The 15,348-nt window shown below is 69.4% G+C and carries 8 protein-coding genes and 1 pseudogene; 5 read left to right on the top strand and 4 right to left on the bottom strand.

The genetic code is table 11. The annotated features are described in order from the left end of the window. Window position 1: 1 nt before the first annotated feature. The 3 genes from RYM47_RS06260 to RYM47_RS06250 all read right to left on the bottom strand — a co-directional run bounded on the left by RYM47_RS06260 (window position 2) and on the right by RYM47_RS06250 (window position 10,418). Window positions 2–3,202 (bottom strand): two-component regulator propeller domain-containing protein, encoded by a 3,201-nt coding sequence (locus RYM47_RS06260; RefSeq protein ID WP_315386676.1) that lies wholly within the window; start codon window positions 3,200–3,202, stop codon window positions 2–4. Continuing rightward, on the bottom strand, window positions 3,199–6,654 hold the full coding sequence (locus RYM47_RS06255) for an ATP-binding protein (protein WP_315386675.1): 3,456 nt from the start codon (window positions 6,652–6,654) through the stop codon (window positions 3,199–3,201). Before RYM47_RS06255 ends, RYM47_RS06260 begins: the two co-directional genes overlap by 4 nt. Before the next feature lie 176 nt (window positions 6,655–6,830). Continuing rightward, a complete protein-coding gene (locus RYM47_RS06250) occupies window positions 6,831–10,418 on the bottom strand; it encodes an ATP-binding protein (RefSeq protein ID WP_315386707.1) in 3,588 nt (1,195 codons plus the stop codon). Window positions 10,419–10,547: 129 nt separating this feature from the next. On the opposite strand from RYM47_RS06250, the pseudogene RYM47_RS06245 reads away from it, so the two are divergent. From RYM47_RS06245 to RYM47_RS06235, 3 genes and pseudogenes are all read left to right on the top strand, one after another. Beyond that, window positions 10,548–11,132 (top strand): annotated as a pseudogene (locus tag RYM47_RS06245) (YceI family protein); the annotation flags it as partial. Window positions 11,133–11,239: 107 nt separating this feature from the next. Next, window positions 11,240–11,812 carry a cytochrome b gene (locus RYM47_RS06240; RefSeq protein WP_315386674.1) on the top strand — a complete coding sequence of 191 codons (573 nt, stop codon included), beginning with the start codon at window positions 11,240–11,242 and terminating at the stop codon, window positions 11,810–11,812. A gap of 2 nt (window positions 11,813–11,814) precedes the next feature. Then, window positions 11,815–12,387: a YceI family protein gene (locus RYM47_RS06235; RefSeq protein ID WP_315386673.1), complete on the top strand. Its 573-nt coding sequence runs from the start codon at window positions 11,815–11,817 to the stop codon at window positions 12,385–12,387. Between the two features lie 134 nt (window positions 12,388–12,521). Here the strand turns inward: RYM47_RS06235 and RYM47_RS06230 are convergent, their stop codons facing one another. Beyond that, window positions 12,522–12,782 carry a glutaredoxin family protein gene (locus RYM47_RS06230; RefSeq protein ID WP_315386706.1) on the bottom strand — a complete coding sequence of 87 codons (261 nt, stop codon included), beginning with the start codon at window positions 12,780–12,782 and terminating at the stop codon, window positions 12,522–12,524. 98 nt (window positions 12,783–12,880) lie between these two features. Between RYM47_RS06230 and RYM47_RS06225 the strand changes: the two genes are divergently transcribed. Further along, window positions 12,881–14,263 carry an L-serine ammonia-lyase gene (locus RYM47_RS06225; protein WP_315386672.1) on the top strand — a complete coding sequence of 461 codons (1,383 nt, stop codon included), beginning with the start codon at window positions 12,881–12,883 and terminating at the stop codon, window positions 14,261–14,263. 73 nt (window positions 14,264–14,336) lie between these two features. Continuing rightward, window positions 14,337–15,332: an alpha/beta hydrolase gene (locus RYM47_RS06220; protein WP_315386671.1), complete on the top strand. Its 996-nt coding sequence runs from the start codon at window positions 14,337–14,339 to the stop codon at window positions 15,330–15,332. Window positions 15,333–15,348 lie beyond the last annotated feature (16 nt).

The following is a 15,348-nucleotide window of genomic DNA, read 5'->3' as shown; positions in this document are numbered from 1 at the left end:
ATCAAGACGGGATGGTAGCCGGTTCTGTCCGGCGCAGGGCCTGGCGCACCATGGTGGCGCTGACCGGTTTGCGCAGCAGGTGGCCGCCACCGGCGGCATGCACCCGGTTGGCCAGCCCGGGCCGGGCCTGACCACACATCGCCAGCACTGGCGTGCCGGCGTGCTTCGCCTGCAGCAGGCCCAGCAGGTCCACACCGTCCAGGCCCGGCAGGTCGGTGTCGACCAGGACCGCATCGAAACCGCCCACGGTCAGTTCGGTCAGCGCTGCCAGCGCGTTGGCGGCGTGCACGGCATGCATGCCCTGCGCCCTCAACAGGGCACAGCCGGCGACGGCCGCCGCGCGGTCGTCGTCCACCAGCAGCACCCGGCCGGCGGTTGCGTTCACGGCAGACCCGGCGGTGCCCGCCACAGCCGGCATCGGCAGGCTCACCTGGACGCGCCACTGCCTGCCCTCCACCGCGTGCACGCGCAGCGCACCGCCCAGCGCGGCGGCCAGCCGTTCGGCGGCCGCAAGCGCCGCGCGCAGCGACGCCACCGAGGGCGTCGGCATGACGGACGCGCGTCCGGCGCGCGGCGCCGCGCGGCCGGCAGCATCGAACGCCAGCAGCAGCCCGTCGCGTCCCGGACGCCACGCCACCTGCAGCACGACCCGCCCCGCCCCCGTCCGCCGGCCGAGGGTCCGCGCCACGGCATCCAGCAGCTGGGCCAGCCGCTGCGGGTCGCCGTGCGCCCGCACTCCCGCCGCTACATGCAGACACAGCGCCAGCGCGGTGCCGCGCCGGCAGGAGGCAAGCACCTGCCGCGCCAGCCAGTGCCGATGCACGGCTACCACGTCGAACTCGATCGATTGCAGGGGCGCGCATCCGGCCTCCAGACGCGCCTCATCCAGCGCCGCGTTGACCCGTGCCAGCAACGTCTGACCACCGGCCCGGATCTGCTCCAGCGGGCGCCGCTGCGCAGCATGCAGTGGTGAGGCCAGCAACAGCTCGCTCATGCCCAGCACCCCGGTCAGGGGGGTGCGTATTTCATGCCCCAGCGTGGCCAGGTAGTGCGACTTGGCCTGCGCCGATCGCAGGGCAAGGGCGAGGCGTTGGCTGGACGCATCCGCGCGCCGGCCGCGCGCGATGCGGCGGAATGCCGCCCAGGCGCCGCCGCCGGCCAGCAGCACCCCGGCGCCCACGCGAGCGCCTTCAAGCACCGGGTGATACCAGCCGCTGTGTTCGACCTGCAGCAGCAGCGTCCGGGTCGACGACCAGCTGCCGTCGGCCAGTCGCGCCTGGAATTCCAGACGATGCTCGCCCGGCGGCAACCGGGCAAAGCCACGCGTGCCGCTGCGGCCGACCCGGATCCATTCGCGGTCCAGTCCACAGACGCGGAACCGATACTGCTGGCGCGCCTGCACGGCGGCGCCCAGCAGACGCACGCTCACCTGGACGTCGCGGTCGTCCGGACGCAGCGACACCGCCGCCCCGGCGGGCAGTGTCTGCAGCACCCCCTCCCGATACAGCTGTACCCGCTCGACCACCAGCGCCGGTTCGCTGCTGCGGGTCGCCAGGCCCATCGGGTCGAAGCGCGTCGCCCGACCGTGGCGGTCTACCGCCAGCATCCAGGTACCGTCGGCCTGCAGTTGCGCGTTGATCACCGCATCGGGCACGCCGTCGCTGCGTGTGTACATCCGCACCAGGCCTTCGCGCGGGCGCAGCTGCAGCAGGCCGCGCGCGCTGGTGGCCCACACGGCGCCATGCGCATCGGTTGCCAGCGACGCCAGGCGCACGGCGGGCAAGCCCTGGCGGGCATCCACCTGCATGCCCGGCCGAGCCACGCCGTCCTGGATATGGTAGCGACGCACGCGCTCGGGACTGGCCACCCACAGCGTCGCTGCGTCGACGCCGTGCAATGCGCTGACCTCCGCATCCACACCCGGCACCGGGTGGAAGCGCCCCGCCTGCCAGCGGCTCAGTCCATGTCGTCCGCCCCACCACAACCCCGTGCCCGCATCGCAATGCAGCGCCAGTGGACCCCTCGGTGGCGCCTGCTCAAGCGTGTCCCAGCGCCAGCGCTGCGGGGGAGCGCCACCGGGCGGATGCCGTTCAATGACGGCGGCGTCCAGTCGCCAACGACTGCCGTCCGCGCAGACCAGCTGCACCGCAGGCAGGTCCTGGGCCAGCTGCACCCCGTTCGCCGCCGGTGCCAGTACAGGCGCCCGGTCCACCGGCTGGAAGTGCTGCCAGTGGGGCGGCAGGCGCCATACGCCCAGATGCCTGCCCAACAGCCAGACGCTGCCATGGCGGTCCTCAAGCGCACTGCGGAACTGTGGGCGGTCCGGGCTGCCCAGCGGGGCCACCGCCACGTCCGGGAGCGGCTCCGCCCCGGGCCGCCACACCTGCGCGTCATCGCCCAGCCATGGCCCACCGTGGCGGGACAGGCCCAACGCGCGGGTACCGGCGCTGGCATCCACCGGGTCCAGCTGCCCCGCGCGCGTCCAGCGCCATGGCCCCGCCGCGCCTCCCACCCAGAGGTGTCCCTGGGCATCCACCAGCAACCCGCTGACCGGTGCGTCGGCCAGCAACGCGGGTGCGGGCACGAATCGACCCTCGCGCCAACGGGCCAGGCCGCGGGGCGTGCCGACCCAGAGCGTGCCATCGGCAGTCAGCGCGAGATGGTCCACGCGCCGGTCGGGAAGACCATCGCCACGCTTCGCGGGCAGGAACTGGCGAAGACGCTGGTCCGGTCCCAGACGGAACAGGCCGGCGTCGCGGCTTCCGAACCACACCGCCCGGTCAGGCGTGGGCAGCACCACGCCGATCGCGGCGTGCGCCAGCACCGGATAGCGCGTACGGTCGAAGTGCGCGATGTGGTTGCGGTCGGCCGACATCCGCATCAGCTGCCCTTGGGCCGTACCGATCCACAACTGGTCTGCGTCGTCGACCGCGATCGACAGCAACTGGTTGTCCGACAGGCCCTGCTCCCGGCGCCAGATCCGGAAACGCTCGCCATCGAACCGGGCCAGGCCGTCGTCGGTGGCAAACCAGAGATAGCCGACGCGGTCTTCCACCACCTGGTGCACGGCGTTGGACGGCAGCCCGTCGGCGGTGGTGAAACGCAGTGCGTTCGGAGGTGCCGCGCGCGCGCCACCTGCCAGCAACAGGACGATCAGCAGCGCAACCAGGCACCGCAACCGCGCATGCAGTGCCTCGATCACGCCACCTCCAGCGCCGCTGCCAGTCGCGTGCAGGTGAGCGGCAGCCGGGCGAACACGTCGAAGCCGCCGGCACGCGCATCGCGCTCGGCGCAGCCGTCGGCGCGCGCGGTCAGCGCCATCCGCCGGACCCCCGGCCACAGCCAGGGCAACCGCGCACTGAGACGACCGCCGGCAACCAACAGGTCCGGATCGGCCACGATCAGGTCCCATGGCCCCGGGTCCACGTCGTGCACCCAGGCGTCGACGTCGCGCACTCCCACCACCCGGTGGCCCTGCGCGCGTAGCATCGCGCAGACCACCTCCAGCGCCTCGACCTCGTCCGGCGACACCAGCAGCATGATCCGCAACGGCTTCGCCGGGGCAGGCGCGCAGGGGGACACCGTCACCGCTGCGCCTGGCGGAAGCGGTTTCCAGGGCAGCATCAACTGGAACTGCGTGCCCCGCCCGCGCTGACTGTCCACGTCCAGGCTGCCGCCCATGGCCCGGGCCAGTTCGCGGCTGATCGCCAGGCCCAGTCCGCTGCCGCCATGGCACGCCCAGGTCGTTGGCGCATCTACCTGGCTGTAGCGCTGGAACAGCCGCTGCACCTGCGCCGGCGTCATGCCGGGTCCGGTGTCGGACACGCACAACAGCAGGCCGCAGCCATCGGACGTGGGCCGCGCGGACAGGCGCACCTGCCCGTGCGCGGTGAACTTCAACGCATTGCCGAGAAGGTTCAACAGGATCTGGCGAAGCCGTTGCACGTCGCCGATATAGCGGGTGTCCGGATCCAGCGCGCTGTTCCAATGCAGGGCCAGCGCCTTGCGCCGCGCCACCGGCAACAGCAGTGCGTGCAGCTCGCGGATCAGCTCGGCCAGCACGAACGGGACGGACTGCAGCTGCAGTCGGCCGGACTCGATGCCGGCCAGGTCCAGCGCATCGTCCATCAGCTGCAGAAGATGATGTCCCGCCTGCTGCAGGCTGACGACCTGCTCGCGTTGCAGGGGCGACAATGGCGACTGCAGCAGCAACTCGCTCCAGCCCAGCACGGGCGTGAGCGGCGCGCGCACCTGGCTGCCGAGATCGGCCAGGAAGCGGCTGCGCTGAAGCGAATCCTGTTCCGCGCGCTGCTCGCGTGCGCGCGCCTGGCGTCGGCGCGCGCGTCGCCGTTGCCGTCGTTGATGCAGGCGCGACAGACCGACCGCCGCCAGGCAGATCGCCACGCCGACGGCGCTTCTTCCGGCGGTCGTTTCCCACCAGCGGGGCAGCACCCGCAACGGCAACTGGCGCACGGCCGACCACGGTCCGCCTGCATGGCGGGCCTGCACCAGCAGGGTATGGTCGCCGGCCGGCAGACGCGTAAACAAGCGTTGCGCTACCGGCCCGGTGTCGACCCATGCCGGGTCGTGGCCGAGCAGGCGGAAGCGGTAGCGGATACGGTCCGGGTCGCCGCGTCCCAGCAAACGGATCGCCACGCGCAGATTGCGGTCGGCCGTTCCCAGGATCACCGGCTGCATCGAGAGCGGAACCTGGATGATCCGGCCATGGCGGCGGCGACTCATGGCGTCGAACACCAGCACCGGTGCCGACACCGGGGATCGCAAGGCGCGCGGATCGAAGGCCAGCAGCCCGCCTTCGCGCATGCCCGCCACGACGGCCCCCGCACCGGTGCGCAGCAGGCGATGGGGCAACACTTCCTGCACGGGCAAGCCCTGCGCAGTGCCAAGTACCGTCACCTCGCCCGCGCCCGGATCGACCCGCACCAGTCCCCGCGCCGCGCCTGCCCAGGCCACGCCGTTGCGGCCGACTACCAGCGCTTCGGCACGCAGCTGCGGGTAGCCTTCGGCAGGGCCGACCCGGCGCAGGCGCTGCAGTGTTCCGTGCACGCGGCGGTACTGTTCCAGCGCGGCGTCGCGGCTGATCCACAACGTGCCATCGTCCGCCTCGGCGAGCGCCAGGGTCGCGCCCGTACCGTCGCCCCGGACCGGTTCGAAACGCTCCCGCGTGGGTGACCAGCGCATCGCACCGGCCGGATCGGTGGCCCACAGTTCGCCGTCGCGCGTACACAACAACTGACGTACCGGCAGGTCTTCAGCCAATCCGACCGCCTGCGGCGCGACGTCGCGCAGCCGCTCGCCGCCCGGCGACCACTGCTGGATCGCCTGCGGGTGGGCCAGCCAGACCTGCTCCTCCGCGCAGACCTGCAGCGACAGCGCGCCCTGCGGTACGTGCAGGTCGAGCGGCCAGACCCGCCGCTGTCCGCGCTGCGGGTCGTAGCGCAACAGACGATCTGCGCTGGCCAGCCACACCCGGCCGCGCGCGTCCTCATCCAGGCCAACCGGCAGTGCAGTCACCCCGGCGTGTGGATACGTGCCCACATCGCGGCCGTGCCCCGTACGCAGGTCCAGCCGCTGCAGGCGTCCGCGGCTGCCCGCGACCCAGGCGTGATGCGGGCCCGACGCGGCCAGCGCCAGCGCGTAGTGACTGTTGATGCCCGGTACGCCTTCGGCGGCCGCCGGCAACGCGGTGGACTGCCGCCACCGCGCCGACAGCCACCACAGGCCATGGCGTTCGCTGACCCACCACAGGTCGCCGCTGCGGTCTTCCCATGCCTGCCGGATGACCACCGGACCCGATGCGGCGCCCGCGGGCTGCACCAGCGACACCGGCAGCACCCGGCCCGCCTCGCGCCGATGCAGGCCAACGCTGCCTTGCTGCCACAGCGTTCCATCGGCGCTGCGCAGGACGCTGCGGTCGCCTGGCACGTCGCCGCGCGTCGGCGTGGTGGACCCGACAGGCCAGCTGCCCCGCGCCGAGGTCACTTCGATACCGCCGTGGGCGTCGGCCCACAATGACGCGATGGGCGCGGCAGCGGCCGCCGGCAGGGCGACGCGGACAAAGTGCGCGCCATGCCAGCGCCACAGCTCCGAAGACTGGGCCACCCACACCGTGCCGCCGCGGTCGCGTACCAAGGCGATCACCGCCGCACCGGGCAGTGGGTGACGCTGCCATTGCCCATCGCGCGGCGACAGCCCGTAGAGCTGCTGGTCGCTGCCGATGGCCCAGACCCGGCCATCGCCGCTGCTGCTCACCTGGCGCAGGTGGCCTTGGCGCAGCGCAATCGGGGCCGATGCCGACATCCGCTGGAAGCCGCTGCGTTCAGTGCCCATCATCACCAGGCCCTGGTTGGCCGTGCCCAGCCACAGCCGGTCGCGCGCGTCGACGTGGATCGCACGCAGATCCACATCGGGCAGGCCCTCCTCGCGCCGCCACTGCCGGAAGCGCTGCCCGTCGAATCGCATCAGGCCATCGCTGCCCGCCAGCCAAAGGTAGCCGGAGGCATCCTCCGCGATGGCCCGCACCTGGGGATCGAGAAGGCCGTCGGCAATGCCGAGCGGGCGTGGTGTCGGGATCTGCACGACGATCGGGTTGCCTGCAACCGGCCAGGCAAGCAGGTAGGCCAGCAGCAGCATGACAGCCCGCCCGTGCAGGACTGCTCGCGGAAGCCTCACCTTTCAGCGCAGCGTGATCATTCTCATTGCTCCAACGGTAGAGCCTTCGTCGGCCGCGCGCAGCGCCGGACCTGTAACGGCGTCACAGACGGACGAATCAAGTTTTTTATTGATTTTGCGTTTTCAAGTTGCGCAGCCTATGGCGAGATCGCCGCATCCGCCGTTCCGCGACGCTTCGCGCAGGCCTGGGCGATGGCCGAAATCAGCAGATCGCCGGTCACCGGCTTGCGCAGGAAGCCGTCGAAGCCAGCCGCCAATACCTGTTGTTCGGCGTATGCATCCGAGCGCGCGGTCACGGCGATCAACGGCAGCGCGTAGCCCATCGCCCGCAACTGCCCCGCAATGGCAATGCCATCCAGCGCCGGCAGGTCGAGATCGAGCAGCCCTATATCGAAACGCCCGGCGGCCACTTCCGACAACGCGGCCAGGCCATGCAGCGCATGCACGACCGCATGGCCGCGCGTGCGCAGCAGTCCGGCGATCACCTCAGCCACGGTGGCGTCGTCTTCGACCAGCAGGATCCGCAGCGGTGGCAGCGCGACGGGGCTTCCATCGGGTACGGCGGGCGAACCCGCGCCAGAACGCTGCCACCAGGGCAGCGGCAGGTGCACCGTGAACCGCGCGCCCTGCCCGGGTTGGCTGTCGATCTCGATCCGGCCGCCCATCGCCACGGCCAGCTCCTGGCAGATCGCAAGGCCCAGGCCACTGCCACCGTAGCGCGAGGCGGTACGCGGGCCGTCGGCCTGTTCAAAACGATGGAACAAGCGTTCCTGCTGGTCGCGATTGATGCCCGGGCCGGTGTCGGAGACCTCGAAGACAACGCCATTGCCGTTTTCGACCAGCTCGATACCCAGCCCGACATGGCCGTGCTCGGTGAACTTGATCGCATTGCCCAGCAGATTCATCAGGATCTGGCGGACGCGCATCTCGTCGCCACTGACCTGGACCGGCCCCGGCAGCGTGAAGCTGCGTTCATAGGCCAGACCCCGGTGGTGCGCCATCGGCTCCATGAGCGCGTCGACCTGGGCCAGCATCGAGACCAGGTCGAACGGCCGGATATCCAGCTCCAGCCGGCCGGCTTCGATGCGGGCCAGGTCCAGCGCATCGTTGACCAGGCGCAGCAGGTGGGCGCCGGCATGCTGGATGGAAGCGGCGTAACCGCGCTGCAGGTCGTCCAGTGGCGTGGCCAGCAGCAGCTCGCTCATCCCCAGCACGCCGGTCATCGGGGTCCGGACTTCGTGGCCCAGCGTAGCCAGGAAGCGGCTCTTCGCCTGCGAAGCCTGTTCCGCGATGTGCTGTTTGTGCACGGTCAGCTGCCACTGCTGGCGTCGACGCAGGCGCGCGCGGGCAAAGGCGGCCACGGCCGCCACCAGCAGCAGCCCCAGCATGACGTAGCCCAGGATCGCCCAGCTGCTGCGCCACCACGGCGGCTGCACGCGCACACTGATGGTGCGCGAAGGCGTCCATTCGCCATGCGGCGTGGCCGCCTGCACGTCGATGGCGTACTCGCCGGACGGCAAACGCGACAACAGGCGTTCGCCGTCTGCGTTCTGCATCACCCAGTTCTGGTCGTACCCGGATACGCGGTAGCGGTATCGGTTGCCCATCGGGCTGGCATAGGACAGCAGCCGCGCGGAGACGATCAGGTCGCGGTCGTCGGGACCGAGCAGCAGGGGCGCGTTGACCGGCAGCGACTGTTGGCCCTCGGCGTCATCGCGGCGCACCTGGATGTTGTCGATGACCAGCTGCGAGGGCGGCAGGGGCGTGTCCGGCGCGTTCGGGTCGAACGCCACCAGCCCTGTGGCCGTTACTGCCAGCACGCGGCCGTCGGCGCCACTGACCGGCGGGCGCCCGCTGAATTCCACGTCCGGCAGCCCGTCGCGCTCGCCATACACGCGCAGCCGATGCTCGCGCGGATGCCAGCTGACCAGGCCGCGCGGGGTGGTCGCCCAGACCTGTCCGTCCGCGCCCATCGCCAGCCCGCCGATCGACACCGGTGGCATGCCCTGTGCGGCACCGACGCGCTCGCGCAGGGTCATCGACAGGCCATCCCAGCGATAACGCTCCAGGCTGCCCTTGCGGGCAAGCCAGGCTTCTTCGGGGCTGATCCAGACCATGTCGTAGAGGTTGCCCGGGGCGATGCCCGGCACCGGCTGGAAGCGATCGTCCTGCCAGCGCAGCAGCCCCATCTCCCCCTTTTCGCCCAGGTCGCCCATGACCCACAGCTGGCCGCGCGGATCGAACAGCATCTGTTCCACCGGCACGTCGGCCAGGCCGCGGTCGGCGTCGACGCGGATCTCGTCGAGCAGCGTGCCGTCGCTGGCGCGGCGCTGCACGCCGAGGTTGGTGATCGACAGCCATACCTCGCCGTCGGGGGCCTGCCGGATCAGTTCGATGCGCTGGCGCACGTCGGTACCGCTGCCGATCTTCCACTCGCGCAGCTGGCCACTGCGCGGTTGGTACAGCCCCAACCGTCCAGCGCGGCCGACCCACAGGGCGCCGTCCGCACGTGGCAGCACCGAGCGCACCGCGCCGACGCCGAGCTGCTTCTCCGTTGCGATCTGGCGCAGTTGTCCGCCCGCGTCGAGCAGGTACACGCCGTGCGCGCCGGCAATGTAGTAGTCGTTGCCGGCGGCGGCGGCACTGAGCAGGTACGCGCTGTCCAGTGGCTTGCCGTCGAGCTGGTACCAGGTGGAGAAGCGCTTCCAGTCTGGCGGAAGGTAAGCCAGCCCCTGGGTCAGCATGGCGAACCACAATCCGCCTTCGTGGTCCTGCAGCATGTCCAGCACGCCGCTGCGTTCGGTAAGGAAGCCGCTGCCGGCATCGCCGGCCAGCAGTCGCACGCTGCGCTCGTCGCCGCGGTACAGGCCGTCGGCGGTGCCCAGCCAGTAGCCGCCATTGCGGTCGTGCACGACCGACGCGGCACGCACGTCGGCACTGGGCGTCCAGGGTGCCGGGCGCGCGCTGTCGTCGCTGCCGATGCGGAACAACCCTTCCTGGGTGCCGGCCCACACGGTGCCATCGCGGTCACGGGTCAGGCGGAATACGTTCTTGTCGCCCAGAACGGCTGGCGCGATGCGGGTGAACGTGGTGCCGTCCCAGCGCGCGACGCCACTACCGGTCCCGACCCAGACCCGGCCCTGTTGATCGGACAGCATGCTGTAAATGGTGTCGCTGGGCAGGCTGCCCGGATCGGCCGGGTCGGCGCGGAACCGCACCAGGCTTCCGTCTTCGTCGCGGCGACAGATGCCATGCGAGTTGGTGCCGATCCACAGCGCCTTGCCAGCATAGGCCAGCGACCAGAACTGTCCATCGCAGCGCACGCTGATGTCCGGGAACTGCTGGAAGTGTTTGCGATCGGGCCCCAGCATGCTCAGGCCGCCGCCATTGCTGCCGACCCAGACCCGGTCCAGGGGATCGACCAGCAACGTTTCGATTTCATTGCTGGGCAGCGAACCGGGGTCGTCCGGCTCGTTGCGCCACACCCGCAGGCCGACACCGTCGACCCGCGCCAGGCCATCGTCGGTGGCGGCCCAGATGTAACCCTGGCGGTCCTGGGCCAACGCCAGCACCATGCGCGAGGGCATGCCTTCGGCGGCACCGAAGCGGCGCATGCGCGGTGTCTCTGCCGATGTCCCTGCGGCCCACAACGCCGACGGCACGGCGCATACGGCCAGTACCACCAGCACGATGCCTGCCCGCCAACCGCGCGCGCTCAACGCCATCGAGTTCTCCCTGTTGGCGACGATTGTCACACAGCAGGCCGGGCTGCGCGCCTGGGCGTGCCACGATCTGTTGCAGCCATGGAGCTGCCGGGCATCACGGGGCAGCGCGTATGATCGGCCCAGCCCTGAATGGAGCCGGCCGTGATCCGTCGCCTGACCCTTGCCCCTCTGCTGTGCCTGGCCCCACTGGTGGCTGCTGCAGCGCCGCAGACCTACCGCTTGGATCCCGTGCATACGCGCGTACTGTTCGCGATCGAGCACGCGGGCTTTTCGAACGCGTTGGGCACGGTTTCGGGCAGCGAGGGAACGCTTTCCTTCGACGCGGACGACTGGGCCACTGCGACGCTGTCGGTCAGCGTACCCATGCAACGCCTGGATCTGGGCGACGACAAGTGGAACCAGGCCGCGCTGGCGCGCAATCTGCTCGACGCCGAACGATTCCCCGACGCGCGTTTTGTTTCCACCCGGATCGAACCGGTCGACCCTACGCATGCCAAGGTGATCGGTGACCTGACCCTGCATGGGGTGACCCGCGAGGTCACGCTGGATGTGACGCTCAATGCGGTCAAGCGCCACCCGATGCCGCCGTTCCGCCGTACCGCCGGCTTCTCGGCCACGACCACGCTCAGCCGCAGTGCGTTTGGCGTCGACGCGTGGCCGTCGATGATCGGCGACGAGGTGCAGCTGCGGATCGAGGCCGAGGCGGTGCGCGATCGTTCGGCCGCCGATCCGCAGGACACACCGTCCGTCGACGATCCGGGAACTACAACGCCGACCGACGACTCCGACACTTCATCTTCGCCAGCCGGGACGCGCTCGCCATGACCACTCGAAACACCCCTGATCGCTGGGGCAACGTCAGCCAGGGCCTGCACTGGCTGATCGCGCTGTTGATCCTGCTGCTGGGCATCGTCGGCCTGACCATGGGCGAGCTGCCGCGCACGCCGAAGTATTTCTGGGTGTACACGGCGCACAAGTCGCTGGGCATCACGGTGCTGGCGCTCGTGGCGCTGCGGCTGGGCTGGCGCGTGTATGCGGGTGCGCCGGAACCGGTGCCGGGCACGCCCCGCTGGCAGGAGCGGATCGCGTCGGCCACCCATTGGCTGCTGTACGTGTTGATGTTCGCGCTGCCGCTGTCGGGCTGGATCTACGATTCGGCGAGCGGGCTGCGCCCGTTCCGCTGGTTCGGGCTGGTCGAGATGCCCAAGCTGGTGGCGCCGAATCCGGGCGCTGCCGATGTTTCGCATGCGATCCATGAGTGGGGCTTCTGGCTGCTGATCGCGGTCGTGGTCGCCCACGCGGGCGCGGCGCTGTACCACCATCTGTTCCAACGCGATGCCACGCTGGCGCGCATGCTGCCGCAGGGCTGGCTCACCTCCCCCCAGAAGGATTGACGATGAACATCAAGCTCACCTCTCCGGCCGCCGTGGCCGCTGCGCTGGCCGGCCTCATGGCCACTGCGCCGGTGCTGGCCGCCGACTATGTGCAGGCGCCGGGCGCCGGTTCGCATCTAGCCTTCGCCACCAAGTACGACGGCGAAGTGTTCACGGGCAAGTTCCCGGGCTTTTCGACCAAGCTGAGTTTCGATCCGGCCAATCCCGCCGCAGGCACGCTGGACGTGACCATTCCGCTGGCCGGCGCGACGAGCGGCAACTCGGACCGCGATTCCACCCTGCAGGGGGCGGAATTCTTCAATGTGGGCAAGTTCGCCACTGCGCGCTACACCGCCAAGGGCTTCACCAAGGTTGCCGAGGGCAAGTACGAAGCCAAGGGCACGCTGGAGCTGCGCGGGGTGAGCAAGCCGGTCACGCTCACGTTCGACTGGAAGCCTGGTGCGAATCCGGTGCTGACCGGCAAGGCTACGGTCAAGCGGCTTGACTTCGGTGTGGGCGAAGGTGACTGGAAGGACACCAAGAGCATTCCGAACGAAACTGCGATCAGTACTGTGGTCAAGTTCCAGGCGAAGTGATTTTCCGGTAAGAGCAGCGTTTCAGTTGCTACGTGCTGGGGCGGCCGTCGGGCAGCCCCGCTCCGGGACACGCCGTGAACCCGTCCATGGGGGCTGCTAGAAAACATCCATGTTTTCTAGCGTCCCTCCGGGGGCTACCCGCCGGCCGCCCCCGATGGTTGGTCGGGATGCGGCCCGAGCGCCAACCAGGCTGTGAGGCGGGCCTCATCGAATGGCCAGTCCAGTTCGCGGCCCTGGGCGTCCTGCAGGACCGGAACCCGGATTCCGTAGCGGTCTTCAAGGTCCACATTTTCATCAATGAACACACTCTCCAGCCCCCTGACCCGGGCCTGGGCCAGTACGGCCAGGGCCTGGTCGCAGAGGTGGCAGTCGTCGCGCTGGTAAAGAATGAACATTCGGCTCCGGATCGTCGGAAAATGCTGCGCCGCAGCCAGGGCGGGCGGCGGGGACAGCATAGAATAGCGCTCCATCCGATACCCGCAGTTTGGCAATCATGGCTGTCAGCACGTTCGACGTTTTCAAGATCGGCATTGGCCCGAGCTCCTCGCACACCGTGGGACCGATGAAGGCGGCTGAACGCTTCGTGCACCGCTGGCTGCTGGATCCGGGCTGCCTGCAGGACGTGGTACGCATCCGTGCCGATGTGTATGGTTCGCTGGCCCTGACCGGACGCGGCCATGGCACTGACAAAGCGGTGCTGCTCGGCCTGGAAGGCCAGCGCCCGAACCTGATCGATCCGGACATCATTCCCGACACGCTGGAGCGCATTCGCAGCACCAAGCGGATCCGGCTGATGGGCACCCATGAAATCGCCTTCGACGAGAAGCGCGACCTGGGCCTGAACAAGCGCCAGAAGTTGCCGTACCACACCAATGGCATGCGCTTCACTGCCTACGACGCGCAGGAGCAGGTGATCGCCACGCGCGACTATTACTCGGTGGGCGGTGGCTTCGTGGTCAACCAGGACGATGCTGCCGACGACCGCATCGTGCCGGATGAAACGCCGCTGCCCTACCCGTTCAAGAGCGGCGATGAGCTGCTGGCGCAGACTGCGCGCAGCGGGCTGAGCATCGCCCAGTTGATGTTCGAAAACGAGAAGTGCTGGCGCAGCGAAGACGAGATCCGCGAGCAGCTGCGCGAGATCTGGGATGCCATGCAGGCCTGCGTGACCCGTGGCATCCGCCAGGAAGGCACGCTGCCGGGCGGGCTGCACGTGTCGCGCCGTGCGCCGGCGCTGTACCGGGAGCTGTCGTCCAAGCCGGAAGCGGCGATGCGCGACCCGCTGACCACGCTGGACTGGGTGAATCTGTACGCGTTGGCGGTGAACGAGGAAAACGCGGCCGGGGGTCGCGTGGTGACCGCGCCGACCAACGGGGCGGCCGGGGTGTTGCCGGCGGTGCTGCATTACTTCGACCGGTTCTGCCCGGGCGCGAACGAACAGCGCGTGTTCGATTTCCTGCTGACGTCGGCGGCGATCGGCATCCTGTACAAGGAAAACGCCTCGATTTCGGGCGCGGAAGTGGGTTGCCAGGGTGAAGTGGGCGTGGCCTGTTCGATGGCCGCAGGCGGGCTGGTCGCTGCGTTGGGCGGCAATCCCAGCCAGATCGAGAATGCAGCCGAGATCGGCATGGAACACAACCTGGGCCTGACCTGCGACCCGATCGGTGGGCTGGTGCAGATTCCATGCATCGAACGCAATGCGATGGGTGCGGTGAAGGCAATCAACGCGTCGCGCATGGCGATGCGCGGCGACGGCAAGCACAAGGTCTCGCTGGACAAGGTCATCAAGACCATGCGCGACACCGGCCGGGACATGCAGGACAAGTACAAGGAAACCAGCCGCGGCGGCCTGGCCGTCAACGTCATCGAATGCTGAGGTAGTGCCGGGCCCTGCCCGGCACCCACACGCAGGGGGGGTTATCCTCGGGGTTCCCCCACTGGAGACCGCCATGCGCATCCTGGCCGCCGCCCTGCTTGCCTGCTTGCCCCTGACCTCGTTCGCTGCCGAGACCTACGACGAACGCCTGCACGGGTTCGATTACGGCTGGCCGGTCAAGACCTTCAGCTTCGAATCGCAGCGCCAGCCGCTGGAAATGGCCTATCTGGACGTGGCGCCCACGGGCCCCGCGATGGCCGGCACCGTGGTGCTGCTGCATGGCAAGAACTTCTGCGCCGGTACCTGGCGCGAGGCGATCAAGGCGCTCAGCGCGGCCGGTTACCGGGTGATCGCGCTGGACCAGATCGGCTTCTGCAAGTCCAGCAAGCCGGAGCGCTACCAGTACTCGTTCGGGCAGCTGGCGGCCAACACCGAAGCACTGCTGGCCCATCTGAAACTCGACAGCACCCAGGTGAACCTGGTCGGCCACTCGATGGGCGGCATGCTGGCTGCACGATTCGCGCTGATGTATCCGCAGCAGCTGCGCACGCTGGCGCTGGTCAATCCGATCGGACTGGAAGACTGGAAGGCCAAGGGCGTGCCGTGGCGCAGCGTGGATGCCTGGTATGCCAACGAGCTGAAGACCAGCTTCGACAGCATCAAAAAGTACCAGCTGGACGTCTACTACGGCGGCGACTGGACGCCAGAGTACGAGCATTGGGCACGCATGCAGGCCGGGATGTATGCCGGTGCGGGGAAACAGGCGGTAGCGTGGAGCCAGGCGCTGACCTCGGACATGGTGTTCAACCAGCCGGTGGTGTACGAACTGCCGGACCTGCGTGTTCCGACGACCCTGTTCATCGGGCAGAAGGATCGCACCGCGATCGGACGCGACCTGGCGCCGCCGGCCTTGAAGGCGACGCTGGGCGATTACCCCGCGCTGGGCAGGGCCGCCGCGGCCGCGATTCCCGGTGCAACGCTGGTGACCTTCGACGAACTGGGGCATTCGCCGCAGGTGCAGGATCCGAAGCGGTTCAATGCGGCGTTGTTGAAGGCGTTGGAAAGGTAGAGCAACGCAGGGCGTG

Origin of the sequence: uncultured Stenotrophomonas sp., from assembly GCF_963519125.1 — a bacterium.
Lineage (GTDB): Bacteria > Pseudomonadota > Gammaproteobacteria > Xanthomonadales > Xanthomonadaceae > Stenotrophomonas.
This window is presented reverse-complemented; position numbering and strand designations above follow the sequence as displayed.